Source organism: Variovorax sp. P1_H2, assembly GCF_056405295.1.
This window is the reverse complement of sequence record NZ_JBFUCJ010000047.1, coordinates 1-15,006: the sequence shown is the minus strand read 5'-3', so window position 1 is coordinate 15,006 and position 15,006 is coordinate 1. Positions and strand designations below refer to the sequence as shown.

Here is a 15,006-nt window from a genome sequence, read left to right as displayed (position 1 = left end):
ATGACCGATTCCAACCGCACGGAACCCGAGGGTTTCGAGCCTATCGAGCGCACGGCGCCCACATTTACCGCAGACGGTACGAGAAACATGGCGAAGAACGATCCGGCGCAATCCGCCGGCTGGGAGCGTGCGACGCTCGAGAAGCTGGCTTTTGCCGCCGTCCGCGAACAGCGCGCCACTCGGCGCTGGAAGACCTTCGTCCGGCTGAGCTGGCTCGCCTTCTTCATCTTCCTGGTCTGGCTCGCCTTGTCGCGCGGCACGCCGTCCACCGCGAAGGCCTCGCCGCACACCGCGGTGGTCGAGATCAAGGGCGAGATCGCCGCCGGCGCCGATGCCAGCGCGGAGTTCGTGGTCGCGGCAATGAAGTCGGCCTTCGAGGACGACGGCGCCAAGGGCATCGTGCTGCTGATCAATTCGCCGGGCGGCAGTCCGGTGCAGGCCGGCATCATCAATGACGAGATCAAGCGGATGCGCGCCAAGTACGACAAGCCCGTCTACGCGGTGGTCGAGGAGACCTGCGCGTCCGCGGCCTACTACATCGCCGCCGCGACCGACAAGATCTTCGTCGACAAGGCCAGCATCGTGGGCAGCATCGGCGTGCTGATGGACGGCTTCGGCTTCACCGGGCTCATGGACAAGGTGGGCGTGGAGCGCCGGCTGCTCACGGCCGGGGACAACAAGGGCTTCATGGACCCCTTCAGCCCGATGAACGACGCCCAGAAGGCGCATGCCCAGCAAATGCTCGACCAGATCCACGGCCAGTTCATCGAGGTGGTCAAGAACGGCCGCGGGGATCGGCTCAAGACCGGCACCCCCGGGCTCTTCAGCGGCCTGTTCTGGAGCGGCCAGCAGTCGATCGAACTCGGCCTGGCCGACCAACTCGGCAATGTCGATTTCGTCGCCCGCGAGGTCATCAAGGCCGAGGAAGTGATCGACTACACACGGCGCGAAAACGTGGCCGAGAAGCTGGCCAAGAAGTTCGGCGCCGCGCTCGGGGATGCCTCGGTGCGGGCGCTGCGCGCCGTGCCGGCGCTGCACTGAGCCCCCACGCTCGTCACTTCGTGTACGCGCTGCCCCCAGAGGGGGCGCGTTCCGCCGTGGCAGACTCACGCCGGATCGGCGTAGCGCGCCGACGCCGCCAGCGCTGCGGCGAAGGCCACCACCACATACAGCGCGTGGGTCAGCGAGCTGGCCTGGGCCAGGAAGCCGATCACTGGCGGGCCGGCCATGAAGCCCAGATAGGCCAGCGCCGAGACCGCTGCGATGCCGCGTGCCGGCGCCATGCCCGGAACGCGCGCCGAGGCTGCGAACAGGATCGGCACCACGTTGGCGAACCCGACGCCGACGCCGGCGAATCCGATCAGCGCCAGCCATGGCCGGTCGGTCAGCAGCACCATGGCCATCGATCCTGCCGCCAGCAGCGCGCTGCCGCGCAGCAGCACGGCCGGCGTGAAGCGGGCGCGCATCGCATCGCCGCCGAAGCGGGCCAGCGCCATCGCGGCCGAGAAGCTCGCATAGGCCAGTGCGGCCTGCTGCTGGGGGCTGCCCAGTTCCTGCTGCAGGTAGAGCACGCTCCAGTCGTAGATCGCGCCTTCGGCAACCAGGCCGAGCGCCGCCAGCACGCCCAGCAGCGCCAGGGTGCCGCGCGGCAACCGGAAGCCGTGGTCTGCGCCGGAAGAGGCCGTGGCTTCCCTGGGCAGCATTGAGCGTGCGGCCACGGCAATGGTCAGTGCCATCGCCGCGGCGACGAGGACAAGGTGGAACTGCGGCCGCAGGCCCGCCGCAAGCGCGGCACCGCCGGTCAGGGCGCCGACCATGCCGCCGAGGCTGAACATGCCGTGCATGCCGCTCATCAGCGGCTGGCCGTCTCGAAGCTCGAGTTGCGCCGCTTCGGTGTTGATCGCCACGTCGAACACGCTGGTGGCGATGCCGAACACGGCCAGCAGGCCCAGCAGTGCCGGATAGTCCGGCATCGCCAGCAGCCCGGCGAGCAGCAGGGCGTAGGTGACACCGCAAATGGCGGCGGTGCGGCGGGCGCCGTGGCGGCCGATCCAGCGGCTGGCCTGGGTCAGCCCCAGCAGGGCGCCGACGCCTGCGGCCAGCATCGCGAGGCCGAGTTCGGCCTCGTCGACGCCGTAGTGGGCCTTGATGGTCGGGATGTGCACGCCCCAGGTCGCGAACACGAAGCCCGAGCAAAAGAACTGCGCGCGCGCGGCCCAGCGCATGCGGTTCGAGATCTCCATGTGCAAGAGGCGGTCAGCGGCCGATCGCGAACACCGCCGGCGTGCGCTCGTCGGCCGGCAGCGGCCTGCCACGCCAGCTCTTCACAGTGTCGCTGCGCACGTTGCAGGACGCCAGCGTCAACCCGCGCGCCACGGCCAGCCGGGTGTTGTGCTGCAGTGTCTGCGTCAGCGCCTGCAGCAGGGCGGCATTGCGGTAAGGCGTTTCGATGAAGAGTTGCGTCTGGCCGGTCCGCAGGGCGAGCGCCTCGAGTTCGCGGATGCGTTGATTGCGCGCATCCGCCTCCTGCGGCAGGTAGCCGACGAAAGCGAAGTTCTGGCCGTTGAGCCCGCTGGCCGCCAGGCCAAGCAGCAGCGACACCGGTCCGGTCAAGGGGACCACCGTGATGCCGAGCTCGTGGGCGGCCCGCACGACCGACGAGCCGGGATCGGCCACCGCGGGCATCCCGGCCTCGCTGAGCAGTCCGATGTCGTGTCCGGCCAGCGCGGGGGCCAGCAGCGGCCGTGCATCGAACTGCCCCCCATGATCGCCCTTCTTGTGGACTTCGCGCGGCAACTCCTGGATTTGCTGTGCCTGCATCGGTGCCGCCAGCGGCGTGGTGGCGTCGATGCGCTTGAGGTAGGCGCGGGCGGACTTGGCGTTCTCGCAGATCCAGTGCGTGATGCCGGCGGCAGTCGCCAGCGTGCCGCGGGGCAGCGCGTCGTCCAGCGGCGCCTGCTCCTCGCAGCCGAAATCCAGCGGCGCGGGGACGAGGTAGAGCCTTCCGAGGGGCAGGGCGCTCATAGCAGGTCGACGCCAGCGGCGCGCAGCATGCGGGCGGTGCGGATCAGCGGCAGCCCGACAAGGGCGGTGGGGTCGTCGCTGTCGATCGACTCGAGCAGGGCAATGCCCAGGCCCTCGCTCTTGGCGCTGCCGGCGCAGTCATAGGGTTGCTCGGCGCGCAGGTATTTCTCGATCGCGGCGTCGTCGAGCTGCCTGAACACCACGCGCACCGGTGCCAGGTCCCGCGCCTCGAAGCCGGTCGCCTGGCAAACCACGGCGACCGCGGTCTGGAAGACCAGGGCCTGGCCGCGCATCCGCCGCAGCTGCGCCGTGGCACGGGCATGGTCGCCGGGCTTTCCGAGCGGCTCGCCGGCCAGGTCCGCGACCTGGTCCGAGCCGATCACGACGGCCTGCGGAAAACGGCGGGCCACTTCGCGCGCCTTCTCGAGTGCCAGCCGCTCGGCCAGGGCGCGCGGCGCCTCGTGCGCCAGTGGGGTTTCGTCGACGTCCGGCGCCTGGACGTCGAAGGGCAGGTGCAGGCGAGTCAGCAGTTCGCGGCGGTAGCGGGAAGTCGAGGCAAGGATCAGGGGGCGTTGCATGGGCGTGATTGTGCGCGAGCGGTTTAGACTGGCGTGGATGACCAAAGAATTTGTCCCCGGCCGGCTCGACGTGAACGGCTTCGCCGCCGCGGCAGCGACCCTTTCCGCAAGCGACCCGCTGTCGGGCTTCGAGCGCCTGAGCGCCGAACTGGCGGCCCCGGCCGCCGATGCGACGGTTCAGTGGAAGGGCACCGGCCAGTCGCGCAGCGGTGCCGACGGCAGGCCAGTGTCCTGGCTGCACCTCGAAGCGCAGGCTGAGGCGCCCTTGATCTGCCAGCGTTGTCTTTCGCCGGTCGAGATCGAATTGAAGGTCGACCGCTGGTTCCGCTTTGCGCCGGACGAAGACACCGCGGCCGCCGAGGACGAGGAGTCCGAGGAGGACGTGCTGGTCGCCAGCCGTGATTTCGACCTGCATGTGTTGATCGAAGACGAGCTGCTGATGGAGATCCCGGTCACGCCGCGGCACGAGGTCTGTCCGGAGCCGACCCGGCTGTCGGCCGTGGACCCCGACTTCGACGGCGCCGAAGCGGCCCGCCCCAATCCCTTCGCTGTGCTGGGCGCCCTGCGCTCCGGCAAGTCCGGGAAGCCCTGAAGGGCTCGAGGACGTTGCGCGAGCGCAGCACTGGTCACGGCAATGCGGATGGGCTATAATCATGGGCTTCGCGCGCGCCGTTGGGCATGTGATTCATGCAGATTTCGTATCCGCATTCCTATTCGTAGGCCGCCCCGCACGCACACCGCCAACTCACACCCATATTTCCAGGAGCCAGCATGGCCGTCCAGCAAAACAAGAAGTCGCCGTCGAAGCGCGGCATGCACCGTTCGCACAATGCGCTGGGCGTGCCCGGCATCGCCGTCGAGCCGACCACCGGCGAAACCCATCTGCGCCACCACATCAGCCCGAACGGCTTCTATCGTGGTCGCAAGGTTCTCAAGACCAAGTCCGAAGCCTGAGCTCCGTTCCAAGGCCAAGGCCCGAAGCTACTCTATGTGTAGCGTCGGGCCTTTGTTTTGATGGCCACACCTTCAGCCTCCGTTCCAGTGCCTGCCGTGATCACGCTCGCCGTTGATTGCATGGGTGGCGATCACGGGCCGCGCGTCACGCTCGCGGCCTGCAAGGCCTTTCTCGAGCGGCACGCCGAAGCATCGCTGCTGCTGGTCGGTGCGCCGGCTGCGCTGGCGGGTTTCTCGCATCCGCGCGCCACGATCGTCGGCGCCAGCGAGGTGGTCGGCATGGACGACCCGATCGAGGTCGCGCTGCGCAAGAAAAAAGACTCGTCGATGCGGGTCGCCATCCAGCAGGTCAAGGATGGTGCGGCGCAGGCTGCCATTTCTGCGGGTAACACCGGCGCATTGATGGCGATCGCCCGCTATCTCCTGAAAACGCTCGACGGCATCGACCGCCCCGCCATCGCCCCCCAGCTACCCAACAGCAAGGGCGGCGCCACCACCGTGCTCGACCTGGGTGCCAATGTCGATTGCGACGCCGAGGACCTGCTTCAGTTCGCGGTGCTCGGGTCGGCGCTGGTTTCCGCCTTGACCGGCAACGAGTCGCCCAGCGTCGGCCTGTTGAATGTCGGCGAAGAGGCCATCAAAGGTAGCGAAACCATCAAGAAGGCGAGCCAACTGCTTCGAAAAGCGGCCAGTTCGCAGGATCTCAATTTCTACGGGAATGTCGAGGGCAATGATATCTTCAAGGGCACGACCGACATCGTCGTCTGTGACGGCTTCGTCGGCAACGTGACGCTGAAGGCCACCGAAGGCGTCGCGTCGATGATCGTCGACTTCCTGAGGATCGAGTACTCGAATGGCATTTTCAGTAAATTCGCGGCAATCGTTTCCTATCCGGTTCTAAAAGCGCTTAAAAAGCGCCTTGATCATCGGCGCTACAACGGCGCGGCCTTGCTCGGCCTGCGCGGGCTGGTGTTCAAGAGCCACGGTTCGGCGGACGAGGTGGCTTTCGGCCATGCGCTGGATCGCGCTTATGATGCCGCTCGCAACAACCTGCTCGACCGCGTTCGGGCCCGCATCGCCCACGCCGCGCCATTGCTGGCGCGGCAAGACCCGGCGGTGCCGGCCGACGCGCCGGCGCTCCACGTCTGATGACCCTTTTTTCCCGCATTACAGGCACCGGTAGCTTCCTGCCGCCCCGCCGCGTGACCAATGACGACCTGGCTAAGGAACTCGCCGCCCGCGGCATCGAGACTTCCGATCAGTGGATCATCGAGCGCACCGGCATCCGGGCGCGCCATTTCGCCGCCCCCGAAGTCACCAGCAGCGACCTCGCGCTGGAGGCCTCCAGGCATGCGCTCGAGGCCGCCGGCCGCAGCGCCGGCGACCTCGACCTGATCATCGTCGCGACCTCGACGCCCGACATGGTGTTCCCGTCGTCGGCGGCGATCCTCCAGAACAAGCTGGGCGTCGCAGGCTGCGCGGCCTTCGATGTCCAGGCGGTCTGCAGTGGCTTCGTCTATGCCCTGACGGTGGCCGACGCGATGATCCGCACCGGTTCGGCGAGGTGCGCGCTGGTCGTCGGTGCCGAGGTGTTCTCCCGGATCCTGGATTTCAATGACCGCACGACCTGCGTGCTGTTCGGCGACGGCGCCGGTGCCGTGGTCCTGGAGGCCAGCAGCGAGCCCGGCATCCTGGCGAGCGACCTGCATGCCGACGGCAAGCATGTCGGCATCCTGTGCGTGCCCGGTCACGTCTCGGGCGGCGAGGTGCTGGGCAAGCCGCTGCTGCATATGGATGGCCAGGCCGTCTTCAAGCTGGCAGTCCGGGTGCTCGAGGAAGCCGCACGTGCCACGCTGGCCAAGGCCGGCAAGACCGAGACCGACATCGACTGGCTGATTCCGCACCAGGCCAATATCCGCATCATGGAAGGCACGGCCAAGAAGCTCAAGCTGCCGCGCGACAAGTTGATCGTCACTGTCGACGAGCACGGCAACACCTCGGCGGCTTCGATTCCGCTCGCGCTGGACGAAGCGGTCCGTTCGGGCAAGGTGAAGAAGGGCGACACGCTGATGCTCGAAGGCGTCGGCGGCGGCTTCACCTGGGGCGCGGTGCYGTTGAACTATTGATACAGCGCGCTGCCCGCAGCGGGCGGCGTCTTGGAGACACAAGATCATGAAGTCTTTCGCTTTTGTATTTCCGGGCCAGGGTTCGCAGGCCGTCGGCATGCTCGACGCCTGGGGCGATCACCCGGCCGTGGCCGAAACGCTGCGCGAGGCCTCGGACGCGCTCGATGAAGACATCGCGCGCCTGATCCGCGAAGGCCCCAAGGAAGCCCTGGCCCTGACCACCAACACCCAGCCCGTGATGCTGGTCGCTGCGATCGCCGCCTGGCGGGCCTGGCGGGCCGAAGGCGGCGCCGAGCCGTCGGTGGTGGCCGGCCATTCGCTGGGCGAATACTCGGCCCTCGTGGCTTCGGGCGTCCTGACCCTGGCGCAGGCTGCGCCCCTGGTGCGTTTTCGCGCCCAGGCGATGCAGCAGGCCGTGCCGGTGGGCGTCGGCGCGATGGCCGCCGTGCTCGGCATGGAGGCCGCCAAGGTGCAGGCCGGCTGCGCCGAGGTCACGGCCTCGTTCGGCCCCGGCAGCGCCGAAGTGGTGGAGGCGGTGAATTTCAACGACCCGATGCAGACCGTGATCGCGGGCAGCAAGGCGGCGGTCGACAAGGCCTGCGAGGTCCTGAAGGCCAACGGCGCCAAGCGCGCGCTGCCGCTGCCGGTCTCGGCGCCCTTCCATTCGAGCCTGATGAAGCCGGCGGCCGAGGCATTGCGCGAGCGGCTGGCTTCGATTCAGCTGGCGGCGCCCCGGATTCCGGTCGTCAACAACATCGATGTCGCGGTCGAGACCGACCCGGAGCGCATCCGCGCGGCCCTGGTGCGCCAGGCGGCGGGGCCGGTGCGCTGGGTCGAAACGGTGCAGGCCCTCGAGGCCCGCGGGCTCGAGGCGATCGTCGAATGCGGCCCCGGCAAGGTGCTGGCCGGCATGGCCAAGCGGATCGCGCCGGCACTGGCTGCGGCCGCGGTCTACGATCCGGCGACGCTCGCCGAAACCAGGCAATTGCTAGGCGCCTGAGCGCCGGCCCAGAGGTTCTGTTCATGAGTACTGTCAAATTCGAAGGCCAGGTTGCCCTGGTCACCGGCGCGACCCGCGGCATCGGCGCAGCCATCGCGCTCGAGCTGGCCCAGCGCGGACTCAAGGTCATCGGCACCGGCACCACCGAAGAGGGCGCCGCCAAGATCACGGCCGCACTCGCCGCCTTCGATGGCCGAGGCTGCGTGCTGGACGTCAACGACGGCGCCGCCGTCGAGGCCCTGATCGACGAGATCGTCAAGGTGTACGGCGCGCTCCACGTGCTGGTCAACAACGCCGGCATCACGCGCGACATGCTCGCCATGCGGCTCAAGGACGCCGACTGGGACGCCGTCATCGATACCAACCTGAAGGCGGTGTTCCGCCTGTCGCGCGCCGTGATCCGGCCGATGATGAAGCAGCGCTACGGGCGCATCATCAGCATCACCAGCGTGGTCGGCGCCTCCGGCAATGCCGGCCAGGCCAACTACGCGGCCGCCAAGGCCGGCGTGGCGGGCATGACGCGGGCGCTGGCGCGCGAGCTCGGCAGCCGCAACATCACGGTCAACTGCGTCGCGCCGGGCTTCATCGAGACCGACATGACGGCCAGCCTGCCCGAGGCCCAGCAGCAGGCGCTGCTGGCTCAGATTCCCCTCGGCCATCTCGGCAAGCCAGCCGATATCGCCCACGCGGTCGCCTACCTGGCGTCGCCCCAGGCCGCCTATGTCACGGGGCAGGAGCTGCACGTGAACGGCGGCATGCACATGTAGCCCTGGGAACGCAAGCGCTTTCACCTACGGCCGTGCGGCAAATGCCACAATGCGGCCGGCTAAAATCAACCGATTACCTACAACCCTCAGAGGGAACAAAATGAGCGATATCGAAGCACGTGTCAAGAAAATCATTGCCGAACAACTCGGCGTTGAAGAGTCCCAAGTCACCAATGAAAAGGCTTTCGTCGCCGACCTCGGCGCGGACTCGCTCGACACGGTCGAACTCGTGATGGCGCTCGAAGACGAATTCGGCATCGAGATCCCCGACGAAGACGCCGAGAAGATCACGACGGTGCAGAATGCCGTCGACTACGCCACCAAGAATCAAAAGGCCTGATACGGCCGCGCTGAGTCGCCGTCGCCCCGGTCCGCGGTTTCAACGCCTGCGCGCACCGGCCAGCGGCCTCAGCTCCCAGAAAGGTTTGCCGGCATGACCAAACGCCGCGTCGTCGTGACCGGACTCGGTTGCCTCGCTCCTGTCGGAAATTCCGTTGCCGAATCCTGGGCCAACCTGTTGGCCGGGAATTCGGGCATCGACACCATCACCAAGTTCGATGTGAGCGCCTTTTCCTGCAAGTTCGCAGGCGAGGTCAAGGGTTTCGACATCAAGGACTACATCCCCGAGAAGGAAGCGCGCCACATGGACCGCTTCATCCATCTCGGGCTCGCCGCCGCCATCCAGGCGGTGCAGGACAGCGGTTTGCCCACCGGCGACGCGCTGTCCGAAGAAGAAGCGGTGCGCATCGGCTGCAACATCGGCTCCGGCATCGGCGGGCTGCCACTGATCGAGGACACGCATGCCGAGCTGGTCAACCGCGGCCCGCGCCGCGTGTCGCCGTTCTTCGTGCCGGCGTCGATCATCAACATGATCTCGGGCCATGTTTCCATCAAGTATGGATTCAAGGGCCCGAACATCGCGGTGGTCACGGCCTGCACCACCGGCTTGCATGCCATCGGCCTTTCGGCCCGCATGATCGAGTACGGCGATGCCGACGTGATGATCGCCGGCGGCGCCGAATCGACTGTGTCGCCGCTCGGGCTCGGCGGCTTCGCCGCGGCGCGCGCGCTGTCGACCCGCAACGACGACCCGAAGACGGCTTCGCGCCCCTGGGACAAGGACCGCGACGGCTTCGTGCTCGGCGAGGGTGCCGGCGTGGTCGTGCTCGAGGAATACGAGCGCGCCAAGGCCCGAGGCGCCAGGATCTACGCCGAAGTCTCGGGCTTCGGCATGAGCGGCGATGCCTTCCACATGACGGCGCCGAACGTCGACGGCCCGCGCCGCTCGATGCAGATGGCGCTGGCCAATGCGGGCGTCAACGCCGACCAGGTGCAGTACGTCAATGCGCACGGCACGTCGACGCCGCTGGGTGACTTGAACGAAACCAACGCGATCAAGAACGCCTTCGGCGATCACGCCAGGAAGCTGGTCGTGAACTCGACCAAGTCGATGACCGGCCACCTGCTGGGCGGCGCGGGCGGCATCGAGTCGGTGTTCACGGTGCTGGCACTGCATCACCAGAAGAGCCCGCCGACGATCAACATCTTCAATCAGGATCCCGAGTGCGATCTCGACTATTGCGCCAACGAGGCGCGCGATATGAAGATCGATGTCGCGGTCAAGAACAACTTCGGCTTCGGCGGCACCAACGGCACGCTGGTGTTCAAGCGCGTTTGATATTTCCCGACCCATGCACAGCGCCCCGTCGGTGATCTATCCGGTGGGGCGTTCGCGCTATGCGCGACGGCTTCTGGTTCTTGTCTGGGCGCTTGGCGTCGTCGGCGTCACGCTCGCGTCGGTGCAATCCGAGGGCTTCGACTGGCGGCGCGCCATGCTGGCGCTGAGCGCCGTCGTGGCCGGCGTGGCCGCATGGACCGGCTTGCTGCAGAGCACGGCGCCGGGCCGGCTGGCTTTCGACGGCCGCCACTGGTCGATCTCCGGCGGCGTGCCGCTCAAGGCCGCCCGTGCCAGCGTCGCGCTCGATCTGCAATCCTTGCTGCTGGTGAGCCTGGACGAGCCGGCACGGCGTCGGCGCTGGGTCTGGGTCGATCGCCAGGCCCTGCCGGACCGCTGGCTGGATCTGCGCCGGGCGCTCCATGCGCGCGTGCTTCCGGCCGAACCGGACACAGGCGCATCCACGGTGCATCATCCCGGCGTATGACAGTTTCCCCGCCCCCCGTGCCGCCCGGCACCGGCCAGACCGATGCGCCTGCGGCAGCGGACAGGCCGGGCGAGGTCGATTTCCAGCTGGTCCAGCGCACCATCGCGGGCGACCAGAAGGCCTTCGAGCTGCTGGTCATCAAGTACCAGCGGCGCATCGAGCGGCTGATCGGGCGCATGGTGCGCGATGTCAATCTGGTCGAGGACATCGCCCAGGAGACCTTCATTCGCGCCTACCGCGCGCTGCACCAGTTCCGCGGCGAGGCCCAGTTCTATACCTGGCTTTATCGGATCGCGGTCAACACGGCCAAGAAGGCGCTGGTCGACATGAAGCGCGATCCGACCATCTCCGAGAGTGCCCTGCGATCGTCTTCTGACGACGAGGATGAAACTTACCGGCCCGGAAACGAACCAATCACCGACGAGACCCCCGAAACCGTGATGGCAGCCAACGAAATCGCTGCGGCCGTCGAGGCGGCGATGGAAGCGCTGCCGGCGGAGTTGCGGCAGGCGGTGACGCTGCGCGAGATCGAGGGCATGAGTTACGAAGAGATCGCCGAGGTCATGAACTGCCCGATCGGCACGGTGCGGTCGCGGATTTTCCGCGCCCGCGAAGCGATTTCGGCCCGGGTCAAGCCCTTGCTGGACAACCAGTCGGGCAAGCGTTGGTAAGCAGGTGAACAAGATGAACCAAAGAAACACAGTCCAAGAGCAGGTTTCCGCGCTCGCCGATGGTCATTTGCGCGACGACGAGTTCGCGCAGGTGATCGGCAGACTCTGCGTCGACGACGAATTGCGCGCGACCTGGCAGACCTATCACGTGGTGGGTGACATCTTGCGTTCGGGTGGCCACGCCGCTTGCAGCGACACTTCGACGTTCCTGTCGCGCTTCCAGAGCCGCCTGGCGGCCGAGCCGGTGGTGCCGGCCCTGCTGCCGGTGCTGCCGGAGCCCAAGTTGGTGCAGCGACGGGTCGAAGCCGCCAACGAACCGGTGTTCCGCTGGAAGCTGGTGGCCGGCGCGGCCTCGCTGGCGGCGGCCGCAGCGATCGGATGGAACTGGGTCGGCGTCGCCGATTCCCGCCCCGCCGGCGCCCAGTTGGCGCTGCAGCAGACTGCACCGGCCGTGTTCGCCACGGCCGAGGCACCGACGCAGCCGGCCCCGAGCTTCGCATCGGCTCGGGTCACGATCGGCAGCGGCAATCCGCAGGTCATGCTGCGCGATCCGCGGCTGGACCAGTTGCTCGAAGCACACCAGCAGGCAGGAGGCGCTTCGCAGATGCCCTCGGGATTCCTGCGCAACGCTACCTTCGATCGACCGTCGCGCTGACGCGCGCGTCTGCAGTCCTTGCGATGACTCATTCGATGTCGATCTCCGCGCGCGGGTTCCTGGTTCTGGTGGCTGCACTGTGCATGGCGCAGGTGTCGCTGGCCCAGAACCGAAGTCCCTCGCCGCCAGTGAAGAGCGTACCCAGCGCGACCGGCGGCGACGCGCCCGCGATGGGTGTGGTCGAGTGGCTGGAGCGCATGCATGCCGCGGCGCGCCTGCGCAGCTATGTCGGCACCTTCGTGGTCTCGGTGCCGGCCGGCAACCTGTCGAGTGCACGGATTTGGCACGTGTGCGAGGGCGATCTGCAGATGGAGCGCATCGAAGCCCTGTCGGGGCCGCCGCGCTCGACCTTCCGGCGCAATGACCAGGTCGTGACCTTCCTGCCGGATTCGAAGGTGGTCAAGCGCGAGAAGCGCGAGAACCTCGAGCTGTTTCCCAATCTGTCGGGCACGCCCGACTCGTCGATCGCCGAATCCTACGGTGTCCGCACGATCGGCAAGGACCGGGTTGCCGGCTTCGATGCCGACGTGGTCCAGATCGAGCCGCGCGACGCGCTGCGCTTCGGTTATCGGGTCTGGAGCGAGCGCCGCTCGGGCCTGGTGATCAAGCTGCAGACCGTCGATCGCGACAACAAGGTGATCGAGCAGTCGGCGTTCTCCGAGCTCCAGCTCGATGCGCCCGTCAAGGTCCACGCGCTGACGCAGATGATGGGCAGCACTGCCGGCTACCGGGTCGAGAAATCGGAACTCGAGCGCACCACCGCGCAGCGCGAAGGCTGGGCGCTCAGCAGGCCGGTGCCGGGTTTCCGGCCGGTCAGTTCCTTCCGTCGCCCGATGGGCGGCGAAGGACTGGGCCACACGATGCAGTGGACTTTCTCGGATGGCTTGGCGACCGTGTCCCTGTTCATCGAGCCCTACGATGCGCAACGCAAGCCCGAGGAAGTGCTGCTCGCGCTCGGCGCCACCTACACCATGACGCGCCGCATGACCGACAAGGACGGCGACTGGTGGCTGACCGCGGTCGGCGAGGTGCCGCCGCAGACCCTCGATGCGTTCGCACAGAACCTGGTCCGCTCGCGCTAGCATGGCCCCCACGCTCCGTCACTGCGTGTACTCGCTGCCCCTTGAGGGGGCCGCAGGCGGCCTTGGGACGGCCCCGCGCCGGCCTGAACTGGCCCCCACGCTCCCTCACTTCGTGTGGTCGCTGCCCCCCGAGGGGGCCGCAGGCCGCCTTGGGAGCGGCCCGGCGCCGGCCTGGCGTGCCCCTGGCAGTTTTTGTCTCTCCAACGAAAGAAACCGATGATGCTCAAGATCAAGGGGAACACCTTCCGTTCGTCCCTGATGGCCTGCGCGCTCGCGCTCGCTTCGACCGCCGCGCTGCTGCCCGTGACGCCGGTGCATGCACAGGCGCGGGCACTGCCCGATTTCACCGACCTGGTCGAGCAGGTCGGCCCGTCGGTGGTCAACATCCGGACCATCGAGAAGGTCGCGCAGGCCGGCAACGAGCCCGACGAGGAGATGCAGGAATTCTTCCGCCGCTTCTTCGGCCAGCCGATGCCCGGTGTTCCGCGCCAGGGGCCGCGCCCGAACCGGCCGCAGGCGCCTGACGAAGAGCGTCCGCGCGGCGTCGGCTCTGGCTTCATCCTGTCGTCCGATGGCTTCGTGATGACCAATGCGCACGTGGTCGACGGCGCCTCCGAAGTGCTGGTCACGCTGACCGACAAGCGCGAGTTCAAGGCGCGGCTCATCGGCGCCGACAAGCGCACCGACGTCGCGGTCGTCAAGATCGAAGCCTCCGCACTGCCGGCGGTCAAGGTCGGAGACGTGTCGAAGCTCCGCGTCGGCGAGTGGGTCATGGCCATCGGCTCGCCCTTCGGCCTCGAGAACACGGTCACCGCCGGCATCGTGAGCGCCAAGCAACGCGACACCGGCGACTACCTGCCCTTCATCCAGACCGACGTGGCCATCAACCCCGGCAACTCGGGCGGCCCGCTGATCAACATGCGCGGCGAAGTGGTGGGCATCAACAGCCAGATCTACTCGCGCTCGGGCGGCTTCATGGGCATCTCGTTCTCGATCCCGATCGACGAGGCAACCCGGGTCGCCGACCAGCTGCGCACTTCGGGCCGCGTCTCGCGCGGCCGCATCGGCGTCCAGATCGACCAGGTCACGAAGGACGTGGCGGAATCGATCGGTCTGGGCAAGGCGCAGGGGGCGCTGGTGCGCGGCGTCGAGTCCGGTTCGCCGGGTGACAAGGCCGGCATCGAGCCGGGCGACATCATCACCAAGTTCGACGGCAAGGCCATCGAGAAGCCGAGCGATCTGCCGCGCCTGGTGGGCAACACCAAGCCCGGCACCAAGAGCTCGATCACCGTGTTCCGCCGCGGCAGCTTGCGCGACATCAACGTGACCATCGCCGAGATCGAGCCCGACAAGCCGACCAAGGTCGCGGCCGACCGCGACGAGCCGGCGGCCAAGCCGTCGGGCTCGGCCGCCGCCAAGTCGATGGGGCTGGTGCTCAGCGACCTGAGCGAAGCCCAGAAGAAGGAGCTCAAGCTCAAGGGCGGCGTGCGGATCGATGCCGCCACCGATGCGGCCGCTCGCGCCGGCCTGCGCGAAGGCGACGTGGTGCTCGCGGTGAGCAACGTCGAGGTCGTGAACCTGAAGGAGTTCGATGCCGCGCTGGCCAAGGCCGACAAGAGCAAGCCGGTGAGCCTGCTGTTCCGCCGCGGTGACTGGGCGCAATACGCGCTGCTCCGGCCGGCTCGTTGAGCGGGCGCCAGACCGGCGCCGGGCCGCTCCCAAGCCGGGCTGCGCCCCCTCGGGGGGCAGCGACCCACACGAAGTGGGGGAGCGTGGGGGCCATCAACGGTCAAGTGGCCCCACCCGGCAGTCGGGTTTGGGGCCATTTTTCGGCCGTTGTCGCGTTCCGGCCGCAGCGTCCAAGAAATTTTTTTGACAGCTCGGACCATGGATTTTGGTTGGCGACCACTAACTTATAGAGGGTCTAACGATGAATTTCGGTAGAATAGGACCCGTCCGATCCCCGCTCGTCGCATAAGCAGTCCGA

17 protein-coding genes are annotated in these 15,006 nt (G+C 67.6%); 14 read left to right on the top strand and 3 right to left on the bottom strand.

Translation table 11 applies throughout. The features are described 5' to 3' along the window. Nucleotides 1–1,041, top strand: a complete 1,041-nt coding sequence (locus tag AC1D2E_RS17560; protein ID WP_478198570.1) for a S49 family peptidase — start codon at nt 1–3, stop codon at nt 1,039–1,041. Nucleotides 1,042–1,106: 65 nt separating this feature from the next. Here AC1D2E_RS17560 and AC1D2E_RS17555 read toward each other — a convergent pair whose 3' ends face one another. The 3 genes from AC1D2E_RS17555 to AC1D2E_RS17545 are packed head-to-tail and all read right to left on the bottom strand — an operon-like array spanning nt 1,107 to nt 3,602. Further along, the gene (locus AC1D2E_RS17555; protein ID WP_478198569.1) at nt 1,107–2,243 is read right to left on the bottom strand and encodes an MFS transporter; all 1,137 of its coding nucleotides are present in this window, start codon (nt 2,241–2,243) and stop codon (nt 1,107–1,109) included. Between the two features lie 13 nt (nt 2,244–2,256). Beyond that, nucleotides 2,257–3,024: an SAM-dependent methyltransferase gene (locus AC1D2E_RS17550; protein ID WP_478198568.1), complete on the bottom strand. Its 768-nt coding sequence runs from the start codon at nt 3,022–3,024 to the stop codon at nt 2,257–2,259. Continuing rightward, nucleotides 3,021–3,602, bottom strand: coding sequence for a Maf family protein (locus AC1D2E_RS17545; RefSeq protein WP_478198567.1), 582 nt, complete (start codon nt 3,600–3,602; stop codon nt 3,021–3,023). The genes AC1D2E_RS17550 and AC1D2E_RS17545 overlap by 4 nt, the downstream gene beginning before the upstream one ends. Nucleotides 3,603–3,639: 37 nt before the next feature. On the opposite strand from AC1D2E_RS17545, the gene AC1D2E_RS17540 reads away from it, so the two are divergent. The 13 genes from AC1D2E_RS17540 (at nt 3,640) to AC1D2E_RS17480 (ending at nt 14,708) form a co-directional block, all read left to right on the top strand. Then, nucleotides 3,640–4,194, top strand: coding sequence for a YceD family protein (locus AC1D2E_RS17540; protein ID WP_478198566.1), 555 nt, complete (start codon nt 3,640–3,642; stop codon nt 4,192–4,194). A gap of 179 nt (nt 4,195–4,373) precedes the next feature. Further along, nucleotides 4,374–4,556, top strand: a complete 183-nt coding sequence (gene rpmF / locus AC1D2E_RS17535) for a 50S ribosomal protein L32 (RefSeq protein WP_028248601.1) — start codon at nt 4,374–4,376, stop codon at nt 4,554–4,556. 96 nt (nt 4,557–4,652) lie between these two features. Then, on the top strand, nt 4,653–5,705 hold the full coding sequence (gene plsX, locus AC1D2E_RS17530; protein ID WP_478198565.1) for a phosphate acyltransferase PlsX: 1,053 nt from the start codon (nt 4,653–4,655) through the stop codon (nt 5,703–5,705). Then, a complete protein-coding gene (locus tag AC1D2E_RS17525; RefSeq protein WP_478198564.1) occupies nt 5,705–6,682 on the top strand; it encodes a beta-ketoacyl-ACP synthase III in 978 nt (325 codons plus the stop codon). The genes plsX and AC1D2E_RS17525 overlap by 1 nt, the downstream gene beginning before the upstream one ends. A gap of 46 nt (nt 6,683–6,728) precedes the next feature. Next, complete coding sequence (fabD, locus tag AC1D2E_RS17520) at nt 6,729–7,682, top strand: ACP S-malonyltransferase (protein ID WP_478198563.1); 954 nt, start codon at nt 6,729–6,731, stop codon at nt 7,680–7,682. Nucleotides 7,683–7,705: 23 nt separating this feature from the next. Then, nucleotides 7,706–8,449, top strand: coding sequence for a 3-oxoacyl-ACP reductase FabG (fabG, locus tag AC1D2E_RS17515; RefSeq protein ID WP_478175698.1), 744 nt, complete (start codon nt 7,706–7,708; stop codon nt 8,447–8,449). 100 nt (nt 8,450–8,549) lie between these two features. After that, on the top strand, nt 8,550–8,789 hold the full coding sequence (gene acpP, locus AC1D2E_RS17510) for an acyl carrier protein (protein WP_007830471.1): 240 nt from the start codon (nt 8,550–8,552) through the stop codon (nt 8,787–8,789). A 93-nt stretch (nt 8,790–8,882) separates the two neighbouring features. Further along, the gene (fabF, locus tag AC1D2E_RS17505) at nt 8,883–10,127 is read left to right on the top strand and encodes a beta-ketoacyl-ACP synthase II (protein ID WP_478198562.1); all 1,245 of its coding nucleotides are present in this window, start codon (nt 8,883–8,885) and stop codon (nt 10,125–10,127) included. Between the two features lie 13 nt (nt 10,128–10,140). Then, a complete protein-coding gene (locus tag AC1D2E_RS17500) occupies nt 10,141–10,611 on the top strand; it encodes a hypothetical protein (RefSeq protein WP_478198561.1) in 471 nt (156 codons plus the stop codon). Continuing rightward, the gene (gene rpoE / locus AC1D2E_RS17495) at nt 10,608–11,282 is read left to right on the top strand and encodes an RNA polymerase sigma factor RpoE (RefSeq protein WP_478198560.1); all 675 of its coding nucleotides are present in this window, start codon (nt 10,608–10,610) and stop codon (nt 11,280–11,282) included. The genes AC1D2E_RS17500 and rpoE overlap by 4 nt, the downstream gene beginning before the upstream one ends. A gap of 13 nt (nt 11,283–11,295) precedes the next feature. Beyond that, nucleotides 11,296–11,937 carry a sigma-E factor negative regulatory protein gene (locus AC1D2E_RS17490; protein WP_478198559.1) on the top strand — a complete coding sequence of 214 codons (642 nt, stop codon included), beginning with the start codon at nt 11,296–11,298 and terminating at the stop codon, nt 11,935–11,937. A 23-nt stretch (nt 11,938–11,960) separates the two neighbouring features. Then, on the top strand, nt 11,961–13,019 hold the full coding sequence (locus AC1D2E_RS17485; protein WP_478198558.1) for a MucB/RseB C-terminal domain-containing protein: 1,059 nt from the start codon (nt 11,961–11,963) through the stop codon (nt 13,017–13,019). Between the two features lie 216 nt (nt 13,020–13,235). Next, a complete protein-coding gene (locus tag AC1D2E_RS17480; RefSeq protein ID WP_478198557.1) occupies nt 13,236–14,708 on the top strand; it encodes a DegQ family serine endoprotease in 1,473 nt (490 codons plus the stop codon). Nucleotides 14,709–15,006 lie beyond the last annotated feature (298 nt).

Bases quoted from the DNA above. Each gene is read 5' to 3' on its own strand.
- AC1D2E_RS17480 (WP_478198557.1), top strand. From the start codon at position 13,236: ATGATGCTCAAGATCAAGGGGAACACCTTCCGTTCGTCCCTGATGGCC.
- fabD (WP_478198563.1), top strand. From the start codon at position 6,729: ATGAAGTCTTTCGCTTTTGTATTTCCGGGCCAGGGTTCGCAGGCCGTC.
- AC1D2E_RS17485 (WP_478198558.1), top strand. From the start codon at position 11,961: ATGACTCATTCGATGTCGATCTCCGCGCGCGGGTTCCTGGTTCTGGTG.
- AC1D2E_RS17500 (WP_478198561.1), top strand. From the start codon at position 10,141: ATGCACAGCGCCCCGTCGGTGATCTATCCGGTGGGGCGTTCGCGCTAT.
- rpoE (WP_478198560.1), top strand. From the start codon at position 10,608: ATGACAGTTTCCCCGCCCCCCGTGCCGCCCGGCACCGGCCAGACCGAT.
- AC1D2E_RS17490 (WP_478198559.1), top strand. From the start codon at position 11,296: ATGAACCAAAGAAACACAGTCCAAGAGCAGGTTTCCGCGCTCGCCGAT.
- rpmF (WP_028248601.1), top strand. From the start codon at position 4,374: ATGGCCGTCCAGCAAAACAAGAAGTCGCCGTCGAAGCGCGGCATGCAC.
- AC1D2E_RS17545 (WP_478198567.1), bottom strand. From the start codon at position 3,602: ATGCAACGCCCCCTGATCCTTGCCTCGACTTCCCGCTACCGCCGCGAA.
- fabG (WP_478175698.1), top strand. From the start codon at position 7,706: ATGAGTACTGTCAAATTCGAAGGCCAGGTTGCCCTGGTCACCGGCGCG.
- AC1D2E_RS17560 (WP_478198570.1), top strand. From the start codon at position 1: ATGACCGATTCCAACCGCACGGAACCCGAGGGTTTCGAGCCTATCGAG.
- AC1D2E_RS17555 (WP_478198569.1), bottom strand. From the start codon at position 2,243: ATGGAGATCTCGAACCGCATGCGCTGGGCCGCGCGCGCGCAGTTCTTT.
- acpP (WP_007830471.1), top strand. From the start codon at position 8,550: ATGAGCGATATCGAAGCACGTGTCAAGAAAATCATTGCCGAACAACTC.
- AC1D2E_RS17540 (WP_478198566.1), top strand. From the start codon at position 3,640: ATGACCAAAGAATTTGTCCCCGGCCGGCTCGACGTGAACGGCTTCGCC.
- fabF (WP_478198562.1), top strand. From the start codon at position 8,883: ATGACCAAACGCCGCGTCGTCGTGACCGGACTCGGTTGCCTCGCTCCT.
- AC1D2E_RS17550 (WP_478198568.1), bottom strand. From the start codon at position 3,024: ATGAGCGCCCTGCCCCTCGGAAGGCTCTACCTCGTCCCCGCGCCGCTG.